This is a genomic window from Paracoccus aestuariivivens, from assembly GCF_009711225.1.
Taxonomy (GTDB): domain Bacteria; phylum Pseudomonadota; class Alphaproteobacteria; order Rhodobacterales; family Rhodobacteraceae; genus Paracoccus; species Paracoccus aestuariivivens.
This window is the reverse complement of the sequence record NZ_WMIE01000002.1, coordinates 180,587-203,514: the sequence shown is the minus strand read 5'-3', so window position 1 is coordinate 203,514 and position 22,928 is coordinate 180,587. Positions and strand designations below refer to the sequence as shown.

21 protein-coding genes and 1 tRNA gene are annotated in these 22,928 nt (G+C 62.2%); 14 read left to right on the top strand and 8 right to left on the bottom strand.

Annotated features, from left to right (window positions below; all coding sequences use genetic code 11):
• Positions 1 to 6: 6 nt before the first annotated feature.
• The 13 genes from GL286_RS06460 (at position 7) to GL286_RS06400 (ending at position 13,710) form a co-directional block, all read left to right on the top strand.
• On the top strand, positions 7 to 3,132 hold the full coding sequence (locus GL286_RS06460) for an efflux RND transporter permease subunit (protein WP_155094735.1): 3,126 nt from the start codon (positions 7 to 9) through the stop codon (positions 3,130 to 3,132).
• A gap of 92 nt (positions 3,133 to 3,224) precedes the next feature.
• Positions 3,225 to 4,598, top strand: a complete 1,374-nt coding sequence (locus tag GL286_RS06455) for a LapD/MoxY N-terminal periplasmic domain-containing protein (RefSeq protein ID WP_155094915.1) — start codon at positions 3,225 to 3,227, stop codon at positions 4,596 to 4,598.
• A complete protein-coding gene (locus GL286_RS06450) occupies positions 4,595 to 5,272 on the top strand; it encodes a response regulator transcription factor (protein WP_155094734.1) in 678 nt (225 codons plus the stop codon). The genes GL286_RS06455 and GL286_RS06450 overlap by 4 nt, the downstream gene beginning before the upstream one ends.
• Positions 5,273 to 5,275: 3 nt before the next feature.
• A complete protein-coding gene (locus GL286_RS06445) occupies positions 5,276 to 6,583 on the top strand; it encodes an XRE family transcriptional regulator (RefSeq protein ID WP_155094733.1) in 1,308 nt (435 codons plus the stop codon).
• 2 nt (positions 6,584 to 6,585) lie between these two features.
• Positions 6,586 to 6,831 (top strand): hypothetical protein, encoded by a 246-nt coding sequence (locus GL286_RS06440; RefSeq protein ID WP_155094732.1) that lies wholly within the window; start codon positions 6,586 to 6,588, stop codon positions 6,829 to 6,831.
• Entirely contained in the window at positions 6,821 to 9,478 is a 2,658-nt protein-coding gene (locus GL286_RS06435) for an ATP-binding protein (protein ID WP_155094731.1), read from the top strand. Before GL286_RS06440 ends, GL286_RS06435 begins: the two co-directional genes overlap by 11 nt.
• A gap of 58 nt (positions 9,479 to 9,536) precedes the next feature.
• Positions 9,537 to 10,676: a FliM/FliN family flagellar motor switch protein gene (locus GL286_RS06430; protein ID WP_155094730.1), complete on the top strand. Its 1,140-nt coding sequence runs from the start codon at positions 9,537 to 9,539 to the stop codon at positions 10,674 to 10,676.
• A gap of 142 nt (positions 10,677 to 10,818) precedes the next feature.
• Complete coding sequence (infA, locus tag GL286_RS06425) at positions 10,819 to 11,037, top strand: translation initiation factor IF-1 (RefSeq protein WP_010397442.1); 219 nt, start codon at positions 10,819 to 10,821, stop codon at positions 11,035 to 11,037.
• Between the two features lie 60 nt (positions 11,038 to 11,097).
• Entirely contained in the window at positions 11,098 to 11,730 is a 633-nt protein-coding gene (locus tag GL286_RS06420; protein ID WP_155094729.1) for a Maf family protein, read from the top strand.
• Positions 11,727 to 12,785: a ribonuclease E/G gene (locus tag GL286_RS06415; RefSeq protein ID WP_155094728.1), complete on the top strand. Its 1,059-nt coding sequence runs from the start codon at positions 11,727 to 11,729 to the stop codon at positions 12,783 to 12,785. The genes GL286_RS06420 and GL286_RS06415 overlap by 4 nt, the downstream gene beginning before the upstream one ends.
• Positions 12,785 to 12,934, top strand: a complete 150-nt coding sequence (locus GL286_RS06410) for a DNA gyrase inhibitor YacG (RefSeq protein ID WP_155094727.1) — start codon at positions 12,785 to 12,787, stop codon at positions 12,932 to 12,934. The genes GL286_RS06415 and GL286_RS06410 overlap by 1 nt, the downstream gene beginning before the upstream one ends.
• 92 nt (positions 12,935 to 13,026) lie before the next feature.
• Positions 13,027 to 13,102 (top strand) — tRNA-Phe (locus GL286_RS06405).
• 314 nt (positions 13,103 to 13,416) lie between these two features.
• Positions 13,417 to 13,710, top strand: a complete 294-nt coding sequence (locus GL286_RS06400) for a hypothetical protein (RefSeq protein WP_155094726.1) — start codon at positions 13,417 to 13,419, stop codon at positions 13,708 to 13,710.
• Positions 13,711 to 13,790: 80 nt separating this feature from the next.
• Here the strand turns inward: GL286_RS06400 and GL286_RS06395 are convergent, their stop codons facing one another.
• Complete coding sequence (locus GL286_RS06395; RefSeq protein WP_155094725.1) at positions 13,791 to 14,558, bottom strand: SDR family oxidoreductase; 768 nt, start codon at positions 14,556 to 14,558, stop codon at positions 13,791 to 13,793.
• A gap of 126 nt (positions 14,559 to 14,684) precedes the next feature.
• Here GL286_RS06395 and GL286_RS06390 point away from each other — a divergent pair, with 126 nt between their 5' ends.
• Positions 14,685 to 15,728 (top strand): lysine-2,3-aminomutase-like protein, encoded by a 1,044-nt coding sequence (locus tag GL286_RS06390; RefSeq protein WP_170295072.1) that lies wholly within the window; start codon positions 14,685 to 14,687, stop codon positions 15,726 to 15,728.
• 31 nt (positions 15,729 to 15,759) lie between these two features.
• Here GL286_RS06390 and GL286_RS06385 read toward each other — a convergent pair whose 3' ends face one another.
• From GL286_RS06385 to GL286_RS06355, 7 genes are all read right to left on the bottom strand, one after another.
• A complete protein-coding gene (locus GL286_RS06385; protein ID WP_155094724.1) occupies positions 15,760 to 16,602 on the bottom strand; it encodes an ATP-binding cassette domain-containing protein in 843 nt (280 codons plus the stop codon).
• Positions 16,602 to 17,438: an ABC transporter ATP-binding protein gene (locus GL286_RS06380; protein WP_155094723.1), complete on the bottom strand. Its 837-nt coding sequence runs from the start codon at positions 17,436 to 17,438 to the stop codon at positions 16,602 to 16,604. The genes GL286_RS06385 and GL286_RS06380 overlap by 1 nt, the downstream gene beginning before the upstream one ends.
• A gap of 4 nt (positions 17,439 to 17,442) precedes the next feature.
• Positions 17,443 to 18,345 (bottom strand): ABC transporter permease subunit, encoded by a 903-nt coding sequence (locus tag GL286_RS06375; RefSeq protein WP_155094722.1) that lies wholly within the window; start codon positions 18,343 to 18,345, stop codon positions 17,443 to 17,445.
• Positions 18,342 to 19,349 carry an ABC transporter permease subunit gene (locus GL286_RS06370; RefSeq protein WP_155094721.1) on the bottom strand — a complete coding sequence of 336 codons (1,008 nt, stop codon included), beginning with the start codon at positions 19,347 to 19,349 and terminating at the stop codon, positions 18,342 to 18,344. Before GL286_RS06370 ends, GL286_RS06375 begins: the two co-directional genes overlap by 4 nt.
• Before the next feature lie 71 nt (positions 19,350 to 19,420).
• Positions 19,421 to 21,025 carry an ABC transporter substrate-binding protein gene (locus tag GL286_RS06365; protein WP_155094720.1) on the bottom strand — a complete coding sequence of 535 codons (1,605 nt, stop codon included), beginning with the start codon at positions 21,023 to 21,025 and terminating at the stop codon, positions 19,421 to 19,423.
• A gap of 305 nt (positions 21,026 to 21,330) precedes the next feature.
• The gene (locus tag GL286_RS06360) at positions 21,331 to 22,092 is read right to left on the bottom strand and encodes an ABC transporter ATP-binding protein (protein WP_155094719.1); all 762 of its coding nucleotides are present in this window, start codon (positions 22,090 to 22,092) and stop codon (positions 21,331 to 21,333) included.
• Complete coding sequence (locus GL286_RS06355; protein WP_155094718.1) at positions 22,089 to 22,928, bottom strand: ABC transporter ATP-binding protein; 840 nt, start codon at positions 22,926 to 22,928, stop codon at positions 22,089 to 22,091. The genes GL286_RS06360 and GL286_RS06355 overlap by 4 nt, the downstream gene beginning before the upstream one ends.

Below are 22,928 nucleotides of genomic sequence, written 5' to 3'. Positions count from 1 at the left end.
CCCGTTATGGCGCGCTTTTTTATCGACCGTCCGGTTTTTGCCTGGGTGATCTCGATCCTGATCATGGGTCTGGGGGTGCTGTCGGTCTACAACCTGCCCGTGGCGCAATATCCCCAGATCGCACCGCCCACGGTCGAAATTCAGGCGACCTATCCGGGCGCTTCGGCCGAGACGGTCGCGAACACGGTCACGCAGGTGATCGAGCAGCAGATGACCGGCCTTGACGGGTTGCGATACTTCAAGTCCAGTTCGACCTCGGCGGGATCTTCGACCACGACCCTGACCTTCGAGACGGGAACCGATGCCGATATCGCGCAGGTTCAGGTCCAGAACAAGCTGGCGCAGGCCACCTCGCTGCTGCCCGAAGCCGTGCAAAGACAGGGCGTGTCGGTCGAGAAGACCTCGTCCAGCTTCCTGATGGTGATCGGTCTGATCTCGGATGATGGCAGCCTCGAAGAGGTCGATCTGTCCGACTATATGATCTCGAACCTCGTGAATGACCTCAGCCGCGTCGAAGGCGTCGGCTCGGTGCAGGTATTCGGCGCGCAATATGCGATGCGGATCTGGCTGGACCCTTCGAAACTGGCCGCGTTCGAACTGACGCCCAGCGATGTCGTCGCTTCGGTTTCGGCGGAAAACGCGCAGATCTCGGCGGGGGCATTCGGAACCCAGCCCGCCCCGAAAGGGCAGATGCTGAACGCGACGATCACCGCGCAATCGCTGCTGACCTCGCCCGAGGATTTCGAGCAGATCGTCCTGCGCGCCGAATCCGATGGCGGTTTGATCCTGCTGAAGGACGTCGCGCGGGTCGAGATCGGCGCGGAATCCTATGCGACGGCCGCCAAATACAACGGCAAGCCCGCCGCAGGTATCGCGATCAGCCTCGCCTCGGGGGCCAACGCGCTTGATACGGCCGACCGGATCAAATCCCGTATGGCCGAGTTCGCGCGCTTTTTCCCCGAAGGCGTCAGCTATGTCATCCCCTATGACACCACCCCCTTCGTGCTGATCTCGATCGAGGAAGTGGTCAAGACGCTGGTCGAGGCCATCATTCTGGTGTTCTTCGTCATGCTGCTGTTCCTGCAGAACTGGCGCGCGACACTGATCCCTACTCTGGCGGTTCCGGTCGTCATCCTTGGCACATTCGGCATCCTCGCGGCGCTTGGCTTCACCATCAACACCCTCACCATGCTGGCCCTTGTCCTTGCGATCGGCCTGCTCGTCGACGACGCCATCGTCGTTGTCGAGAACGTCGAACGGATCATGGAGGAGGAGGACATCGAGCCGCATGAGGCGACCCGCAAGTCCATGGGCCAGATCACGGGCGCACTGGTCGGGATCGCTCTGGTCCTGTCGGCGGTTTTCGTGCCGATGGCGTTTTTCGGCGGTTCGACCGGCGTCATCTACAAGCAATTCGCCATCACCATCGCATCGGCCATGGGGCTGTCGGTAGTCGTGGCGCTGACCCTGACTCCGGCGCTATGCGCGACGCTGCTGCGCAACGAACACAGCCACAAGACCCGTGGCATATTCGGACTGTTCAACCGCGGTTTCGACGCCACCACTTCCGGCTACGGGAAATGGGTCAACTGGATCATCCGTCGCCCACTGCGGATGCTGCTGATCTATGCCGCCATCGGCGCGGCGATGATCTTCCTGTTCCTGCGCACACCGACCGGTTTCCTGCCCGACGAGGATCAGGGCATCATGTTCGTGCTGGTGCAGGGACCGACCGGCGCGACCACCGAACGGACCGAAGCCGTACTTGGCCAGATCCAGCAGTATTTCTCGACCGTCGAGGCCGAGAATGTGGATTCCATGTTCGGCGTCTCGGGCTTCAGCTTCGCCGGAGCCGGTCAGAACATGGGGATCGCTTTCGTCCGGCTCAAAGACTGGAAGGAACGTCCCGGCCCCGCGCAATCGGTGCAGGCAATCGCAGGTCGCGCCTTCCCTGCACTCAGCCAGATCCGCGATGCGATGGTCTTCCCCATCGTGCCGCCCTCGGTCATCGAATTGGGGAACGTTTCGGGCTTCGACTTCTACCTGCAAGCCCGCGCCGGACAGACGCATGAACAATTGCTGAACGCGCGTAACCAGATGCTTGGAATGGCGGGGCAAGACCCGCGCATCGCCTCGGCCCGCCCGAACGGGCTCGAGGACGCGGCCCAGTACAATCTGGACATCGACTGGCGCAAGGCGGGGGCGATGGGGGTTTCGGCCACTGATGTCGGAGGACTGCTGTCGATCGCGTGGGCCGGAAACTACGTCAATGACTTCATCGACCGTGGCCGGATCAAGCGGGTCTATGTTCAGGGCGAATCCGATTCACGTTCGGTGCCGACCGATATCGACAAATGGCGCGTCAGGAATAGCTCGGGCGGTCTGGTACCGTTCTCGAACTTCGCCGAGGGCAACTGGACGTATGGACCACAGGGCCTGACCCGCTACAACGGCGTGCCCGCGATGCAGATCCAGGGCGGACCTGTGCCCGGGGTATCAAGCGGCGAGGCAATGGCCGCGCTGTCCGAGATGGGGACCAAACTGCCGACCGGTTTCGATATCGCATGGACCGGCCTGTCGCTGGAAGAACAGGAATCCGGCAGCCAGACGACACTGCTTTACACGCTGTCACTCGCGGTGGTGTTCCTGTGCCTTGCCGCGCTTTACGAAAGCTGGTCGATCCCCTTCGCGGTCATGCTGGCCATGCCGATCGGGGTTTTAGGCGCGCTTGTCGGCGCTTGGTTGGGCGGATTCGACAATGGTGTGTTCTTCCAGGTCGGCTTGCTGACCGTGATCGGCCTGACCGGCAAGAACGCCATCTTGATTGTCGAATTCGCACGCGAACAGGCCGAGGAATCCGGCAAGCCGCTATACGAAGCCGTCGTCGAAGCGGCCCGCCAGCGTTTCCGGCCTATCATGATGACCTCGGTCGCGTTCTCGCTGGGCGTGTTGCCGCTGGTTCTGTCATCGGGGGCCGGTGCGAACGGTCGTAACACCATAGGAGCGACCGTGCTGGGCGGAACAATCGCGGCAACTGTGCTGGGCATCCTGTTCGTGCCGCTGTTCTTCGTCCTCGTTCGTCGGCTTCTGGGCCGAAAGGAAGTCCCCGAAAGCGCGCAAAATCCGGTTTGACCGGCTCGCGCGTAAGGCGAAGCTTGCCCGATCCGCGCCCCGGCCCTACTGTTCTGGTCGAGGGATTGCCGATCTCGGCAATGAGGGGGGGAATGGACGCAACGGGCCAGATCGGCGCGATGCGTAAGGCGGGAACCGCCTTGCGTCAGCGTAACCTGCCACTGAGCGCGATTGCGCTTGGCGGTTCGGCATTGGCCTGGATCGCGACATTCTCCATCACGGTCTCGGTCGTGATCTGGAACGCGCGGGACTCGGTCAAAAACGAGACCGACTCGGCATTCGGTCTGGCCATTGCCGCAGCGACCCTGCGCCTGCCGACGTCCTTTGACCGCAAGGACATGATGTCCGAGGCAATCCGCATTGCGGCGGACATCCGCGGACAGCGTCACGTCACTGCCGGATTGCGTGATGCCCAAGGCAAGACGGTCGAGCTTCCGCCACCTCCGGCCGGCACGGACCATGCGCCGGACTGGTTCGCCGATATGCTACGCCCCGAGCCGCGCAGTCACCTTCTACCGATCACCCAATATCCGAACGTGCTCGGCGTGCTCGAGATCCGCACCGAAGCTTCGGACGAGATCGCCGAGGTCTGGCGCGATCTGCGTGTATTGTTGCCGCTTCTGTTGATCACCGCGCTGGTGGCGATTGGCGTTACGATGACGATCACCGGACTGGTTCTGCGCCGCCTGCGCCAAATTGGCGATGCGCTGGGACGCATGCAAGCAGGCGATCTTGGTCATCGCGCGCCCCATACAGGATTGACCGAACTGAACGATCTGGGTGCTGGCGTCAACGCGCTTGCCGACCATCTTGCGGCCGAGCGTCGCGAGAATCGCGATCTTCAGGCGCGGATGATGACCTTGGCCGAGGCCGAGCGCGCCCGCATCGCGACCGATCTGCATGACGAGATCGGACCGCAGCTTTTTGCCCTTCATGCCGCTGTCGGTCAGGCACGACGTCACGATGCCGATCCCGATCCCGATCTGGCAGACAACCTTGCCGCCATTGCCAGACATTCGGATGCGATCCGCAAAAGCGCCCGCACAGCCATCGACGATCTGCGCCTCAGCCCGACCGAAGGTGTGGTCTTGTCCGACATGATCCACGAATTGCTGATCGAATTCGAAGACATTGCCCCGGATACCAGCTTCACGCTGCAAGCCGAGCCGGATCTGCCCGAACCGGATGATGCTGGCCGCATCGCGATTTACCGCTTCATTAGGGAAAGCGTGCTGAACGCGTTGCGCCACGCCGCGCCCGGACAAATCGAGGTTGTGCTGGCGCGAGCGGGCGGCTCGTTGCTGGCTCGGGTCGTCGATGACGGCAACGGCCCGTCACCGGCTTCCCGACGGGGCCTTGGCCAAAGCGGGATGCGCGACCGCGCGATTGCCCTTGGCGGCGACTGGCACCCGCCCGAAAGGCATGACGGCCGCACCATCACCGAGTTCAGGATGAACTTCCCATGACCCAGCCAGCCACCGCATCCTCGGCCAGACCATTGCGCGTACTGATCATCGACGATCATCCGGTCGTCGCCGAAGGTTGGGATCGCATCACCAAAGGCCGGATCGACTGCGAGGTCATTGCGGCCTCGGGTCCGCAAAAGGGGTTTCGCGCCTGGCGACACGAAGCACCCGATGTGATCGTGGTCGATCTGACCATGGGCGATGCGAAGCTGGCTGGCGTTCGGCTGATCGAGCGGTTGCGCGCTTGCGGCGCAACACAGCCACTCTTGGTTTTCACGATGCATCGCAGTCCGATCATTGCGCGGCGGGCGCTGCAAGCCGGCTGCAACGGCATCATCATGAAAGATTCTCCGTCGGATGAAATCTGCGAGGCCCTGGCCGAGGTGGCGCAGGGCGGCGACTATGTTCCCTCGGATCTGGCCCGCAAGATCGCCTTGATGGAGCGCCCCGGCTCGACCCTCGCGCGTCCCCGCCTGACACCTCGCGAAATGGACATCCTGCGCGCCATATCAGAGGGGCTGGCTTATCGAGAGATCGCCGAGCATGTGGGGATCAGCTACAAGACAGTCTCGAATGTCAGCCAGACACTGAAAGAAAAGTTGGGCGCGACAAGCTTTGCCGATCTGGTCGTAAAAGCGATCCGCCATCTGCAATCGGTCGAGGACGGTATCTGACCCATGAACCGAGGGCCGCAGAATCAAACCTCGGGCCGGAGCAATTCGATCCGGTCGTCAGCCAAACGCGCCCTGATCGGCACGCGCATCCGCGAACGTCGTCTGGCGCAAGGCTGGCGTCAGACCGAGGTTGCACAACGCGCCGACATCTCGGCTGCATATCTCAACCTGATCGAACACAACCGCCGCCCCGTCAACGAGGCTTTGCTGAACCGGCTGGCATCGGCTTTGCAAATCGACGTGACCGAATTGGCGTCGGATCGCGAGGAAGTCCTGATCGCCGGATTGCGCGAGGCCGCAGCCCGGATGCAGCCGCAAAAGCAGCCCGTCGAGATCGAGCATATCGCGGAATTCGCCGCCCGTTTTCCGGGCTGGGCGGGCGCACTCGCCTTGGCTATCCATCGCGCCGACGCGCTTGAACGGCGGCTGGTTTCGCTGTCCGACCGCATGACCCGCGACCCCTATCTGCTGGCGACGCTGCATGAAGTGCAGTCGGCGGTCACCTCGGTTCGGACGACCGCCTCGATTCTAGCGGAAACGCCCGAGATCGAGCCGGAATGGCGCGACCGCTTCCATGCCAATCTTGACGGAGACAGCCAGCGCCTGTCGCGAACGGCGCAATCGCTGGTGGCCTATCTCGATACGTTCGAGGACGAGGCCGTCCCGATGTCACCGCAGGAAGAGGTCGAAAGCTGGATCGCAGCGGGCCAGCCCGACCCCGCCGATTCGCCCGAACTGGCCTCGGACGCCGCACGCATGTTGGCTTGGGACCTGATCGATGCGCAATCGCGCGACCGGCGATTGTTACCCGACGACGAATTGACCCAAGCCGTGCAAAGCCTGCCTCGGCCCGATCCGGCGCAGCTTGCCGGACGGCTGGGCAAGCCTTTGGATCTGGTCCTCCGGCGGCTTGGCGTCCTGCGGAAGGGGATTTGGGCTCAGGCCGGTCTGATCATCTGCGACGGCTCGGGCGCGGCATTGTTCCGCTTTGCCCCGCCTGGCTTCCGGCTGCCCCCACCCGGCGAAGGCTGCGCGCTTTGGCCATTGTTCGAGGCCCTGACCCAGCCGCAGCTTCCGGTGGCCCGACTGGTCGAAATGGCCAGCGGCGCGCGCTATCTGGCCTGGGCAGTCAGCGAGCGGCTTTTGCCCATGGGGTTTGACGGCCCGCCGCTGACCCGCGCGCAAATGCTGCTGCTTCCGGCCCCGCCAGACGATCCGCGCGAGGCGCTGGCCGTCGGCCCTGCCTGCCGGATCTGCCCGCGCAGCGCCTGCCCTGCCCGCCACGAGCCCTCGATTCTGGGGCCCGCCTGACGATGCCGACTCGCCGCCTTTTCCTTGGTCGAGAAGCATATCGCCGCCGCCGCATGATCGACGCGACGCGAATTCTTCCGGTCGTGCTGGCTGTCGTGGTGCTGCTGCCGATGGTCTGGCTGCCACGGCAATTCAGCTTCGCCACCGGTGCGCTGTGGCTGGGCTTTGGCTGGCTTGCCACGATCCTTGTGACGGCCCTGCTGCATCGCGCGATCGGCAGCACGGCGGAGGACGACGATGATTCCTGAAATGCTGGGCATCGCCGCGATTCTCTATGTCGCGGCGATGTTCGTGCTGGCCCATGCGGCTGATCGCGCCGCCGCCGCCGGACGCTGGCAATGGATGAACCGGCCCATCATCTACACGCTGTCACTGTCGGTCTATTGCTCGGCTTGGACCTTTTACGGCGCGGTGGGCTATGCCAGCCGCTCGGGCCTTGAATATCTGACCATCTATCTGGGGCCGGGAATTGTATTCGCGGGCGCATGGTGGGGACTTCGCCATCTGGTGCGGGTGGCGCGCATGCACCGCATTACCTCGGTGGCGGACCTGATCTCCAGCCGCTTCGGAAAATCGGCCGGATTGGCCGCGCTGGTTACGCTGATCGCGATCACGGCCGCCACACCCTATATCGCGCTGCAATTGCAGTCGGTCTCGATGGCATTGTCGGCCTTTGCCACGACCGATGTCCGACCGCCGAACAATATCCCGTTCTGGACCGCGCTGGGGCTGGCGATTTTCACCATTTTGTTCGGCACCCGAAACCTTGCTGCGGATGAACGTCACCACGGCGTTGTCATGGCCATCGCCCTTGAGGCCGTGGTCAAGCTGCTGGCCTTTATCGCCGTCGGAGTGTTCGTGTTATGGGGAATGGCCGATGGCCCCGCAGACGTGCTGGCCCGCATCAACCGCATGGCCGAGCGGCCCGAAGGTGCGGGCTGGTTCATCGAACCCGAGCGTTGGGTGGTCCTGATCGGCCTGTCGGCCTCGGCTATTGTCGTGTTGCCGCGCATGTTCCACGTCATGGTCGTCGAGGCGAATGACGACGACCGATTGCGGCAGGCCGGTTGGGCGTTTCCGCTTTATCTGTTCATCATGTCATTTCTGGTCTTGCCGATCGCCGTCGTGGGGCATGACATGTTGCCTGCCGGATCGAATCCCGACCTTTTCGTCCTTGCTCTACCCCTGTCTCAGGGCAAGGACATGCTGGCTGGATTTGTCTTTATCGGCGGCTTTTCATCGGCCATGTCGATGGCTGTGGTCAGCGCCATCGCTCTATCGACGATGATGGCAAACCACTGGCTCGTTCCGTTCTGGCTTTGGCTGCGTCATGGCGGCTTCCGCGCCAGACGCCTGCCCGGCGCAGCCCGCGACGATCTCAAGGCATTGATGCTGAATGCAAGGCGCCTTGCCATCGTGCTGATCATGTCGGCGGGCTTGGCCTACCATCAGATGTCGGGAGGGACTTCGGCGCTGGCGGTGATGGGCATCGTCGCCTTTTCGGGCATGGCGCAGGTGCTACCGGCACTGGTCGCCGGACTGGTCTGGAGAGGCGCGACAAGGCGCGGCGCGGTTGCCGGAATCTCTGCAGGTTCGCTGATCTGGTTCGGGATGATCTTCCTGCCCTCGCTCGGCCTTGTCGCCCAGCCCGCCATACCGGTCGGGATCGACCCGTTCGCGGGCGCGGTGCTGCTGGCTTTGGCAACCAATGTCAGTCTGCTGATCCTGATCTCGCTGCTCGATTTTCCCAACCCGGTCGAGCGGATGCAGGCCCTGTCATTCGTCCATGCCATCGCACCCGACAGCACGCCAACCGAACGGGGCAGCACCGTTCCCGCCGAATCGCTGTTGACCCTTTCGAGCAGACTTTGGGGCAGCGAGCGCGCTTTGGAAATATTCCGAGCCGCCTGCAACGAGCAGGGAAAATCGGGATATCTACCCGATCTCACACCCAGATTCCTGTCGGATTTCGAACGCGAGATGGCTGGCACGGTCGGCGCGGCTACCGCGGTCGCCTTGATGGGACAAGTCGCGGGGCGTGGCAGCATCACGGTATCGGATCTGATGGATGTCGCCGGAGAGGCAAGCCGCACCCTTGCCGACCGCACGAGGCTGGAGAATGCGACAGAGGAACTGGAACGCACAGCCCGTATGCTTCAGGAAACCAACGACAAACTGACGGCCCTTTCCTCGCAGAAAGACGCATTCCTCAGCCAGATCAGCCATGAATTGCGCACCCCGATGACCTCGATCCGGGCGTTCTCGGAAATCCTGCGCGAGCCCGACCTGCCCGCCGCTGATCGCTTGCGTTTTGCTGGAATCATCCACGAGGAAACCGGGCGGCTGACGCGTCTGATCGACGATCTGCTTGACCTTTCGGTGCTTGAAGGGGGCCGCGCGCGCCTTTCGCTTTCGGTCGTGAACCTGCACGATCTGATCGAGCGGGCGCTTGCTTCGGCCCAAGCGACTGCCGCGCGGCGGAATTTCTCCATTCTGCGCGATCCTCCGTCCGAACATCTCATGCTGATGACCGATTCCGACCGGCTGTTGCAGGTACTGATCAACGTCATCGCCAACGCGCGCAAATATTGCGATTCGCCTTCGCCGCAGATCCGCATCCAGACCCGCCGCAAATCCGATGGCCGCGTCGAGATCGACATCTCGGACAATGGTTCAGGCATCCCCGCCGCAAAGGAATCGCTGATTTTTGAAAAGTTTTCCCGCCTGAACGACGCCTCGCGGGCGGGTGGCGCTGGTCTGGGGTTGGCGATCAGCCGCGAAATAATGACCTTTCTTGATGGAGAAATCACCTATTTGCCCGGGCAAGGAGGTGCATCCTTTCGCCTGGACCTGCCCTACCGTCCGCGCCATCTGCGCGAAGCCGTCAACGGGTAAACACTTCCGCAACCAATCCCTGTCAAATTCAAAGCGGGGCAGATGATTCGGATTTGGAATGACTGGCATCACAGACAAGACACAGGCCGATCCTCCGGAAAAGCCGAGCGGATCAGTGCTGCTTGGCATGATCGCCGCGCGCGCGGCCATGCGTGCCCCCGAACAGAATGAAATCCAGCGACTGAGTGAAAAGGACAGTGAACGCGCCGCGGCGATAGCGCTAGGACGGGCCGCCGAGCGGACACATGGGCTGCCGCTTTTTTCGGGCACGATCCGCTTTTCGACCATGTCCGTGCCTGAAATGCCGGAATTCCTGCCGGAACGACCTTTGCTTGCAATTGTCGAAGATCGCAGCGGCAGAATCGGGTTTGTCGCCCTTTGCCCGAATCTTCTGGCCTCGATGATCGAGATGCAGGCATTGGGCCGCGTAACGTCACGTCCGGCCCAGATCCGACGGCCGACACGGACCGACGCAGTGATTTCGGCAGAATTCGTCAACGCATTGCTCGAAGAACTGGGTCGCGAACTTTCCGGCCAATCCGAAACTGCCAATTATGCCGACTTCCGCTACGTCGCCTATCTGGACGACCCGCGCCCACTTTCTCTGATGCTCGAGGACGGCAACATGATCCGCCTGTCCTACGGCTTTCGAATCGGTAGCGGCGGACAGCGCGACGGACAGATCCTGATCGGTCTGCCTAGCGACATGGTACAGCCTCAGCCATCGCCACGTCAGAAACTTACCCAGCTTTCGCCGCCCGAACCGGAGCCCGTCGCGCCTCCGCCCACGAAAACCCTTGCCGAGGCCGTTCACAAGACACCAATCGCCCTTTGCGGCGTACTTTACCGGCGCAGCATGACGCTCAAGGCAATCCGTGCGCTGCAACCGGGGTCGTTACTGCCGATGCCAAACGACATCATCGATCAGGTTCGAGTCGAAACGGCCTCGGGCCAGCTTCTCGCGCGTGGGCGACTGGGTGAAAAGAACGGTTATCGTGCGATCAAATTGCAGCCTATCGATTCGGCAAGCCCGGAAGGGCCTGCGTTCGCGCAACCTGCCGAGTCTACCGTACCCGACACCGCCCAGAACCCGGACCCTCCGCCCCCGCTAGGCGATCTGAACCAGCCTGATCCATTTCGCCAGTCAAGCACCGAAGACGACCTCGCGCAGCCTGCGACGCGTTCCGCTGGCACATGAAACCATGTCCAATCAGGCAAAAAGAACCTATAAGAACGCCTCTCCGCGGCCAAGAACGTCAGATTCCCCTTGAAAATCCGAGCGTCCGGACGCATGTAGCATGCGCCCGCCGAACCCGCGGGTATTCCCTACAGGAGAAGACATGGCCAAGGAAGAAATGCTCGAATTTCCCGGCGTCGTAAAGGAACTCCTGCCCAACGCGACATTCCGGGTCGAGCTAGAGAACGGCCATGAGATTATCGCGCATATGGCAGGCAAGATGCGCAAAAACCGCATTCGAGTTCTGGCCGGTGACAAGGTCCAGGTGGAAATGAACACCTATGACCTGACCAAAGGGCGGATCAATTACCGCTTCAAGTAAGCTCTCTGCCTCGTCTGCGGCCCAGCCGCAGATGCAGGGCAAGCCGCAAGGCATACTGACATGACCGAACTGAACACCCCCCGCCCGGACGCAACGCCCAGCGGGGCTTTTGACATCCGACCACCCCTGATCCTCGGTTCGGCCAGCCCGCGCAGGCTTGAACTGTTGGCACAGATCGGAATCCGTCCCGACCGGATCCTGCCTGCCGATATCGACGAAACGCCACACCGTCATGAAGATGCCCGCGACTACACCCGCCGCATGGCACGCGAAAAGGCGACTGCGCTTCGGGGCAGTGCCGATGGCGCGATTCTTTGCGCCGATACGTCGGTCACGGCGGGACGCCGCATTCTGGGCAAACCGACCGATGCCGACGAGGCCAGTGCCTTTCTGCGCCTGCTTTCCGGTCGCCGCCACCGCGTGATGACTGCGGTTGCTCTGGCGCATGACGGACGTTTGCATGAACGGCTGGTTGAAACCACGATCCGCCTGCGCCCCCTCACAACTGCCGAAATCGAGGACTACATCGAATCGCAGGAATGGCAGGGAAAAGCCGGGGGATACGGTATCCAAGGCCGCGCCGGAGCGTTCGTCCAATGGATTCAGGGCTCTTACACCGCCGTTGTCGGTCTGCCTTTGGCCGAAACCGCAACATTGCTTGCTCATGCAGGAATTCGGGGAACACAGAAATGAAGGGACGTCAGATCGTTCTTGGGCAGATCTTTGGCCGCGACGCCGCCGCATTGATGCAGAACGGCCAGCTTGAAGATCTTATCATTGATCCCGGCCATGTGACGCCGCTGATACCCGGAGCGATCTGTCGGGCGCGCGTGGACCGTCTGGTCAAGGGACAGGGCGGTGTCTTTCTGCGCCTGCCGAATGGCGAAAGCGGCTATCTGCGCGACCGCAGCGGCTTGCGTGAAGGACAATCGCTACTGGTCCAGATCAGCGGCAGCGCTGAGGATGGCAAGGCCATCCCGGTTTCGTCCCGCCTGAACTTCCGTGGCCGCTATGTCATCGTCACCCCCGCAACACCGGGCGTGAACGTCTCGCGCCGCATCCGCGACGAGGACGCGCGCAACGCGTTGTCGCAAATGGGCGAGGTCGCACTTGACGGTATGACCGATGCTCCGGGTCTTGTTTTCCGCAGTGTCGCGGAAATCGCCGCTCTTGAGGATATTGCCGACGAGCTGAACCAGCTGCTTGAGCTAGCGGGCAATGTTCTGGCCGACCGCGACGGGCAACCCGAACTGCTGCTGGACGCGCCCGAACCTTCCGAGGCCGCCTGGCACGATTGGGCCGAGCCTGCGCCCGATTCGATCGAAGACGCACCCGATTCGTTTATCGCGACCGGAGCGGCCGATGCGGTCGAATCATTGCTCTCGACGCGGGTCGAACTGGGCGGCGGCGCCTGGGCGGAAATCGAGCCGCTGCGCGCGCTTGTCGCGATCGACGTGAATACCGGTTCGGATCACTCGCCGGCGGCGGGCCTCAAGGCCAATATCGCGCTGGCACGCGATCTTGCGCGACAATTGCGCCTGCGTGGACTGGGCGGCCAGATCGTCGTCGACTTCGCGCCCATGCCCAAACGCGACCGGGGCACGCTGGAGCAGATCCTTCGCGCCGCATTCAGAACCGAATCGTCCGAAACGGTCCTGATCGGCTGGACCGCGATGGGCCTGTTCGAAATCAGCCGCAAACGCGATCGCCTGCCGCTGAGCCGACTGGCTTCGAGCGGTGCCGACTGATGGCCTGTCCGATTTGTGGCAAGCCGGCGGATGAAAAATACCGCCCTTTCTGCTCGCGCCGCTGTGCGGATATCGACCTCGCGCACTGGCTGCGCGGGGATTATCGCATCCCCGGCGAGCCGATCGCAGAGAAAGAGAAGGAAGATTGAAATTTCTGCTTTTTCGCTCTGGACACCGCCGGTTGGGTCGCCTAATTAGCCGCCTATCGAAAGCGAGACGCTAGAGAGCGAAACGCAGAGATGCCCGGATAGCTCAGTTGGTAGAGCAGCGGATTGAAAATCCGCGTGTCGGTGGTTCGAATCCGCCTCCGGGCACCACTTTCCCCTTAAAGTTTGATGTCAGTTCAGACTTGGCGAAAGTCAGGTGGTCTAACCCCCCAAAGACCAAACTGTGGCGTTTCGAGCCATCATCAAGCTATCAAGCGGTTGCCGCCACGCGCGATGACCGCTCGCCATACTTAGCGCCAAACGTCATCCCGAGGTTTCGCCAATGCATTGTGGTCGGGTCATGGCTGATTGCCATCTCCAAGGAACCACTAAACTTTTCGTTACCAGCTTTGCAGGTTACGGATTAGGCTTTGAGCAAGGAAATATCTCGCGAATCTCTCATCATTAGACGAAGGGACAGACCAATGGATATCGCCTCGATCATTGCTCAACTCATCGGCGGAGCCGCAGGCGGCACCGCAGGGTCCAAGATCGTCAAAGACTCGGACCTCGGAGCGATCGGCAACCTCATTGCCGGCGCAATCGGAGGAATCGGGGGCGGCAACATCCTTGGCTCGCTGCTGGGCTCGGGTGCTGCTGCGGCGGCCGGTGGCATGGATATCGGCGCTTTGGCAAGCCAGCTTGTCGGCGGCGGTGTCGGCGGGCTGGTTCTGCAGGTTGTTGTCGGTCTGGTGAAGAACAAGCTGCTGGCAAAATAGCGGCCGGACCCCAAGTGCCGATTGCCGACGTCCGGTCAGGAAAAGTGGCCGCTACATTAGCTGCGGCCACTCGAAACAATCTACAGCACGGAAATCATGCCACCATCGGCATAGATGATCTGGCCGGAGACATAGTTCGACGCATTCGACGCCAGAAAGATCGCGATGCCGGCCAGTTCCTCGGGTTGGCCCCAACGGCGCATCGGTACGCGACCCTTCACCCAGGCGTCAAACTCGGGATTCGATAACAGCGCCTCGTTCATGTCGGTCACCATATAGCCCGGACCGATGGCATTGGACTGAATGCCAAGCGCGCCCCATTCCGCTGCCATCGCCTTGGTGAGCATCTTGATACCGCCCTTGGCGACCGTGTAGGGCGCGATCGTCGCGCGAGCCAGTTCCGAGGTCAGCGAACCGATATTTATGACCTTGCCATAGCCCCGTGCCGCCATGCGTTTGGCGGCCTCGCGCCCGATGACGAAGGCCGAGGTCAGGTTCGCATCAATCACGCGCTGCCAGTCCGCGGTCGCAAGGTCCAGCATAGGACTGCGGAACTGAATTCCCGCATTGTTCACCAGAATGTCCACGTCCTGCCCCGACTGGTCGAGCGCCTGGAACGCCGCGATGACGGCGGCTTCGTCGGTGACATCGAAAGCCATCGCCCCGACATCAAGGCCGGTCGCCCGCATTTCAGTCGCGGCCTCTTCCAGTCGCGCGACATTCACGCCGTTCAGGATGACGCGCGCGCCTGCTTTGGCCAAACCTTCGGCCATTGCCCGTCCCAGTCCACGGGACGAGCCCGTGACCAGCGCCGTACGGCCCGACAAATCGAACAAGTCTTTGCTCATGATGAAGCCTCCCTCAGAATAGCATCGGCTCGGCCCTCAATGTATACATTGACTCACGAAGAGCCATTGCCTTTTTGACCGGATGCGCGCATAAGCCTGCGCTTTCCGAACCATCTCAGGTCTGCCGTGAACAAGCCCGCTCGCCCGCTGACGACCGTATCGGCCCTTGTCGGGGCAGGATTGGCCGCGCCCGACGAGGCCATTTCCCTGCAGGCTGTTGCGGAAGAGTTCCGTATCCGCATCACACCCTCGATGCATGCCGCTATCCGCGAGACGGGCGACGGGGTCGCCGCGCAATTCGTCCCCGATGCGCGCGAGTTGAACATCCGACCCGAGGAACTGGCCGACCCGATCAGCGACGAAGCCTATAGCCCCACCCCCGGCCTGACCCATCGCTATCCCGATCGTGTGATCCTCCACATCACCCGCACCTGCGAGGTCTATTGCCGCTTCTGCTTCCGCCGCGAGGTCGTGGGCGAGGAAGGCACCCTGCCCGACGCCGATCTGACCGCCGCGCTGGACTATATCGCCCGCACCCCCGCGATCCACGAGGTCATCCTGACCGGCGGCGACCCGATGGTGCTATCGGCGCGCCGTATCGCGGTGCTGATGCAGCGGCTGGAAGCGATCCTGCATGTCGAACTGGTCCGCTTCCACACCCGCATCCCCGTCGTCGCGCCTCATCGCATCGAAGATGCCATGCTAGAGGCGCTGCAGACCCAGCGCGTAGCCGTCTGGGTCGTGCTGCATACCAACCATGCGCAGGAACTTACCCCTGACGCCTGCGCAGCCCTGCGGCGTCTATCGGGCGCGGGCATCCCACTGCTGTCTCAGACGGTTCTGCTGAAGGGGGTGAATGCCGATCCCGACACGCTGGCCGATCTGTTCCGGGCGCTGCTGCGCAACCGGGTGAAACCCTATTACCTGCATCATTGCGATCTGGCGCGCGGGACCAGCCATTTCCGCACCACGATTGCCGAGGGTCAGGCGATCATGGCCGCACTGCGCGGGCGGCTGTCGGGGACGGCGCTGCCGACCTATGTGCTGGACCTGCCGGGTGGCTATGGCAAGGCCCCTTTGGGCAGTGGCCATGTCGAGGAAACCGGCCCGGGCAGCTATCGCATCCGCGATTGGCGTGGAAACCACCACGACTATTATGACCTGAAATGAAAAAGGCCCGGTGCGAACCGGGCCTTTTCGTTTATGCGGTTGCCGCGCGCATCGCCTTGCGGCGGGCGACGCGTTCGCGGATCGCCTCGATATCCGTGATCGGGGTCGCGGCGAACAGCTCGCGGGTATAGGGGTGCTTGGGGGCGGCGAAAAGTTCCTCGCGGCTGCCCTGCTCGACCGCTTCGCCCTTGTTCATCACCAGCACATCATCGGCGATATAGCGCACAACCGACAGGTCATGACTGATAAAGACATAGGCCAGATTGAACTCTTCCTGCAGGTCGCGCAGCAGGTTCAGCACCTGCGCCTGCACCGATAGGTCAAGCGCCGAGACCGGCTCGTCCAGCACCAGCAGCGTGGGCTTCAGCATCAACGCCCGTGCAATCGCGATCCGCTGGCGCTGCCCGCCCGAGAACATATGCGGGTAGCGGTTGAAATGCTCGGCGGGCAGGCCAACCTTGACCAGCATTTCCTCGGCGCGGCGGCGACGCTCGGCGGCGGGGATATCGGTGTTCAGAAGCAACGGCTCCATCAACACATCGCCGATCTTCTGGCGCGGGTTCAGCGATCCATAGGGGTTCTGGAACACCATCTGCACCTTGGACCGCATCTCGCGCGTGGGCTTTTGCTTGGCAATGTCGATTGCCTTGCCCTCGATCTTCAGTTCGCCGCCCGAGGATTGGTCGATCAGCGCGATGATCCGCGCCAAGGTCGATTTCCCCGAACCGGATTCGCCGACAATCGCCAGCGTCTTGCCGAGCTCGACCGAGAAGCTGATCCCCTTGACCGCGCGCACCGTTCTTGCGGGACGCATGAAGCCGCCGGGGATGTGATAGTCGCGGATGATGTTCTTGCCTTCGACGACCACAGACATCACTTCACCTCGCCTTCAAGGAAGCTTGCCACGGTGGGCAGCCGGTCGCCCGTCGCATTTTCCGGCAAAGCCGAAAGCAGCGCGCGGGTATAGGGGTGCTTGGGCGCTTCGAACAGCGACAGCACATCCGCCTCTTCCATCTTCTTGCCCTTGTACTGGACCTGCACCCGGTCGGCGGTTTCCGCGACCACGCCCATATCATGCGTGATCAGGATCAGGCCCATGCCGGTCTTTTCCTGAAGCTCCATCAGCAGATCAAGGATCTGCTTCTGGATGGTCACGTCCAGCGCGGTGGTGGGTTCGTCCGCGATCAAGAGGCGCGGGTTGGTGGCAATTGCCATGGCGATCATCACGCGCTGGCATTGCCCGCCCGACATCTGATGCGGATAGGCTTTCAGCTTTTCTTCCGGATCGGGAATGCCGACCTGTTTGAAAAGCTCAAGCGCGCGGGCGCGGGCGGCTTTCTTGGACAGACCCGCATTGTAGCGCAGGACTTCCTCGATCTGGTAGCCGGTGGTGAAGGACGGGTTCAGCGAGGCGATCGGTTCCTGGAAGATCATGGTGATCTCGCGACCGATGATCTGGCGACGTTCTTTCGGGGACATGCGCAGCAGGTCCTTGCCGTCAAAGGTCATCTCATCGGCGGTGACCACGGCGGTGTCGGGCAAAAGCCCCATCGCCGCCAGCATCGACACGGATTTCCCCGAGCCGGATTCGCCCACAATCGCCAGAACCTCGCCCTTGTCGACGCGGACATCTACCCCATCGACCGCCGTAAAGCTGCCGGTCGAGGTCGCGAAGCGGACGGTCAGATTGCGAATGGTAAGAAGTGCCATACCCTCAGCTCCGCTTCAGTTTCGGGTCAAGCGCGTCGCGCAGACCGTCGCCCATCAGGTTGATCGCCAGAACCGAGATCAGGATCGCCAGACCCGGGAAGGTCACGACCCACCATGCGCGCAGGATGAACTCGCGCGCTTCGGCCAGCATCGTGCCCCATTCCGAGGCCGGAGGCTGCGCGCCCATGCCAAGGAAGCCAAGCGCGGCCGAATCCAGAACCGCCGACGAGAAGCTCAACGTCGCCTGAACGATCAGCGGCGCAAGGCAGTTCGGCAGGATGGTCTTGAACATCAGGCGCATATTGCCAGCACCGGCCACGCGGGCGGCGGTGACATATTCGCGGGCCTTCTCGCCCATCACCGCGGCGCGGGTCAGGCGCGCGAAGTGCGGCTGGTAGACGATGGCGATGGCGATCATCGCATTGGTCAGGCCCGGCCCGAGGATCGCGACCAGCACCAGCGCCAGCAGCAGCGACGGGAAGGCGAGGATCACGTCCATGACGCGCATGATGACGCTGTCGACCCAACCGCCGAAGAAGCCGGCCAGCAGGCCAAGGATGATCCCGCCCAGCAGCGCGATGGCGACGACGACGATGCCGATGAACAGCGAATATTGCGCGCCATAGATCAGGCGAGACAGCATGTCACGACCGACCGCATCGGTGCCCAGAAGGAACTCGGGGCGGCCACCTTCCTGCCAGAACGGCGGGATCAGCAGCGCGTCGCGATACTGGTGCACCGGATCATGCGGCGCGATCAGCGGCGCAAAGATCGCCAGCGCGACCAGCAGCAGGAAGACAGCAAAGCCGACGACAGCGCCGCGGTTTTGGCTGAAATAGAACCAGAACTCCTTCACCATCCGGCGGCGGATGGCAGAGTCCGAAATCTTGACGGAGGTATCGGTCATTTGTGGCGGATCCTCGGGTTGATGAGACCATAGGTCAGGTCCACAAGCAGGTTCACGATCATGACGATGCCCGCGATCAGCAGCAGGCCCGATTGCACGACCGGGTAGTCACGGCGCGAGATCGAGTCGATCATCCATTTGCCGATGCCCGGCCACGAGAAGATCGTCTCGGTCAGGATCGCGCCCGCCATCAGCACGCCGATCTGCAGGCCGATGGTGGTGATCACGGGGATCATCGCGTTACGCAGCGCATGAACGCCGATGACGCGGCCCAGCGACAGGCCCTTGGCCTTGGCGGTGCGGACGTAATCCTCGCCCATGACCTCAAGCATGGCCGAGCGCGTCTGACGCGCGATCACGGCTAGCGGGATCGTGGCCAACACGATCGAGGGCAGGATCAGGTGGCTCAGCGCCGAGCCGAAGGCCCCCTTCTGCCCCGAGATCAGGCTGTCGATCAGCATGAAGCCGGTCACCTGCGGGAAGAAATACATCAGCGAGATGCGGCCCGAGACAGGCGTCCATTGCAGGATGCCCGAGAAGAAGATGATGAGCAGCAGACCCCACCAGAAGATCGGCATCGAGAAGCCGATCAGCGCCCCGGTCATCGAAATCTGGTCGAACCAGCTGCCGCGCTTGATCGCGGCGATGACGCCCACGGGCACGCCGATGACGGTCGCGATGATGATGGCCACGATGGCAAGCTCGACCGTCGCCGGGAACAGCGCCAGGAACTCGGCCAGAACGGGCTTCTTGGTGACGATGGAGTGGCCCAGATCGCCATGCATCAGGTCGCCCAGATAGGTAAAATATTGCTGCCAGAGCGGCTTGTCATAGCCAAGCTGGGCCGAGATCTCGGCATAGCGCTCGGGCGAGACGCCACGTTCGCCGGCCATCAGCAGGACCGGGTCGCCGGGCAGAAGGCGGATGAAGCTGAAAGCCACCAGCGTGATCCCGAGCATGGTCGGGATCAGGTAGAGAAGCTTCGAGAGGATGAATCTAAGCATCGAACCCTAACCTAAGGGCCGTGCAAGGGGGCGTCCCCTGCACGGCCGCATTACTTGAAAACCGGTTTGGCTTATTCAGCCAGGTCAACCGTTTCGAAGGTGTAGTCGCCCAGCGGCGACTGAACGAAACCGGTGACGTTTTTCGCCATCGGAACGTATTGCGTCGAGTGCGCCAGCGTCGCCCACGGAGCCTGATCCTTGAAGATGGCCTGTGCTTCTTCGTAAAGCTTCACACGCTCTTCGTGGTTCGAGCTTGCCTTGGCTTTCGCCAGCAGCGCCGAGAACTCTTCGTTGCACCAGAAGGCACGGTTGGCACCGCCCTCTTTCGCAGCGGCGCAGGACAGCAGCACCGACAGGAAGTTGTCCGGATCGCCATTGTCGCCGGTCCAGCCAAGGATGACGGCGCCTTTGCGGCCCGCTTCCATCGACTTTTTCAGGTACTCGCCCCACTCGTACGAGACGATCTCGACCTTGACGCCGACCTTGGCAAAGTCGCTTTGGATGATCTCGGCGGCGCGACGCGCGTTCGGCATGTAGGGACGCTGCACCGGCATCGCCCAGACTTCCATCGACAGATCCTTGACGCCGGCATCTTCCAGCATCTTTTTCGCCGCTTCGGGATCGTATTTCTCGTCCTCGGTGGCGGCGCTGTAGGACCACATGGTCGGCGGGATCGGGTTCTTGGCGACCTCGGCATTTCCCTGGTAGACGGCGTCGATCAGCGCTTTCTTGTCCATGGCCATGTTCAGGGCCTTACGGACTTCCGGCTTGTCGAAGGGCGCGACCGTAGTGTTGTAGGCCAGATAGCCCACGTTCAGACCGGCTTGCTCGTCAAGCTTCAGGTTGGTGTCAGCCTTGATGTCGGCCAGATCGGCCGGGGCCGGATACGGCATCAGGTGGCATTCGCCAGCTTTCAGCTTCTGCAGGCGCACCGAGGCGTCCGGGGTGATCGCGAAGACCAGATCGTCGATCTTGGGCGCTTCGCCCCAGTAATCGGCGTTCTTCTGGTAACGGATGACCGCGTCTTTCTGGTAGGCGACGAACTTGAACGGGCCGGTGCCGATCGGCGCGTTGTTCAGGTCTTCCATCGTGCCGGCAGCTTGCAGCGTGTCGGCGTATTCTTTCGAGACGACCGAGACGAAGGGCATGGCGACGTTGGCAAGGAACGGCGCTTCTGGGCTATTCAGGGTGAACTTGACCGTGTTGTCATCGACCTTCTCGATCGACTTGATCAGTTTGTCCATCTCCATCGAGCTGTAATACTCGTAGGTGACGCCAGCGATATAGGCGTGCCACGGATCGTCGGCCTTGGCCTGACGGTTGAACGTGAAGATCACGTCATCGGCGTTGAAGTCGCGCGAGGGCGTGAACTTGTCGTTCGAGTGGAACTTGACGCCTTTGCGCAGGTGGAAGGTATAGGTCAGACCGTCTTCCGACACGTCCCAGCTTTCGGCCAGCGCCGGTTCGATCTCGGTCGAGCCGGGCTTGAACTGCACCAGACGGTTGTAAATCGCATGGCCCGAGGCGTCGAAGGTCGTGCCCGAGGTGTAGGGCGCGGGATCGAAGCCTTCCGGCGAGCCTTCCGAGCAATAGACGAAGGTCTTGGCATGCAGCGGAGCCGCAGCCATCAGCGCAAGCGCCGAGGCGGCCAGGAACCGGGTGGAGAAGATGGACATATTGCCTCCCAGCAAGAGATTTTTTCTTCGTGTCCGATGCAAACGAAACAAGCCTTCAGGTCAAGGGCCACGTTTCCAAACTTTGGCAAATTTATGGAACGAATGCTACGAAATCGTTAAAAAAGACGACACAACGGGCGTTCTGCCCAAAAAAAACGGGAACCAATTCCGCCAGCGAATATCTGCTATTGCAGAAACAGATGGGGCGGTCGCCCGCGCGACCGCCCCAATTTCGTCCTAATCGCGATGGCAATCCGCCAACCGGCCGCGGGAGGAGCTAGCCGGTTGGCGGGGCCGTGGGCGGCTTAAAGCGCGCCTTCGTATTCCAGCGAGGCCCCGATCAGCTCGCGCGCATAGGGATGGGTAGCGTGGTTGCCCTGAATAGCGGCGCGCGGCAGCACCTCGGTCACCTCGCCGCGCAGCATGACGGCAAAGCGGTCGCACATGTGATCGACCACGGCCAGATCATGGGTCACCATCAGATAGGTCAGCCCCCGTTCCTCACGCAGGCGCACCAGCAGATTCAGGATCTCTGCCTGAACCGACACGTCCAGCGCCGAGGTCGGCTCATCCAGAAGCAACAGCGACGGCTCAAGGATCAGCGCGCGGGCGATGGCGATACGTTGGCGCTGGCCGCCCGACATCTGGTGCGGGAAACGGTCGATGAAATCCGCCGTAAGACCGACATCGCGGATCACCCGGCGCATCCGGCCCTCGTGATCATCGAGGCCGTGGATTTTCAGCGGTTCCGACAGCGTCGTGCGGACCGATTGGCGGGGATGCAGGCTGCCATAGGGGTCCTGGAAGACCATCTGCAGCAGGCGGCAGCGCTCCAAGCGCGGAATGTCGCGAACATTGCGCCCACCGATGCTGATCTGGCCCTGCCAGAAATCGGTCAGCATCGAGATGCAGCGCAGCACCGTCGATTTGCCCGAGCCGCTTTCGCCGACCAACCCGAAACATTCGCCCGCCTCGACCGAGAAATTCACACCCGGCAGAACCTTTACCGCCGCAGGCCCCTCGCCAAAGCTGATCGACAGGTTGCGGATTTCGACATTGCTCGTCATGCGGTGACCTCCTGACTCCATTCGGGACGGCGATCCAGCACGGAAAGCATCTTACGACGATCCCCGATGCGCGGCTGGGCCGCGAGCAGCCCCCGCGTATAGGGGTGCTGGGCATTATCGAGTTCGCTGGCCCTCAGCGTCTCGACCACCTGCCCGTCGAACATGATCAGCACGCGGTCGCAGAAATTCCGCACAAGGTTCAGGTCATGGCTGATCATGATCAGCCCGATGCCGCGATCGCGCACCAGACCGTTCAGGATTTCCAGCACCTGCAAGCGCACGGTCACGTCCAAGGCCGAGGTCGGCTCATCGGCGATGACCAACTCGGGCTCGGCCAGAAGCATCATCGCGATCATGATGCGCTGACCCATGCCGCCCGAGATCTCGTGCGGGTAAAGGTCGTGCACGCGCTCGGGGTCGCGGATCTTCACGGCCTCGAGCATGGCAAGGGTCTTTGCCTTCGCCTCGGCCTTGGTCGCGGGGAAGTGGCGCATGTAAGTTTCAGCCACCTGCCGTCCGACGCGCTGGATCGGATTCAGCGAGTATTTCGGGTCCTGCAGGATCATCGACATGCGACGGCCGCGGATCTTCAGCATCTCGCGTTCGCTGGTCTTCAGCAGGTCGATATCCTCGAACTGCATCCGGTCGGCGGTGATCTGCGCGGTCGGCAGCAGCTTCAGGATGGCGCGGCCAACGGTCGATTTGCCCGAGCCGCTTTCGCCGACAATGCCCAGACGCTCGCGCCCAAGGGTGAAGCTGACGCCCCGGACCGAGTCCCGGCTGGCCCCGGCATAGCGGATGGCAAGGTTGCGGATATCCAGAACTGGCTTTTCCAT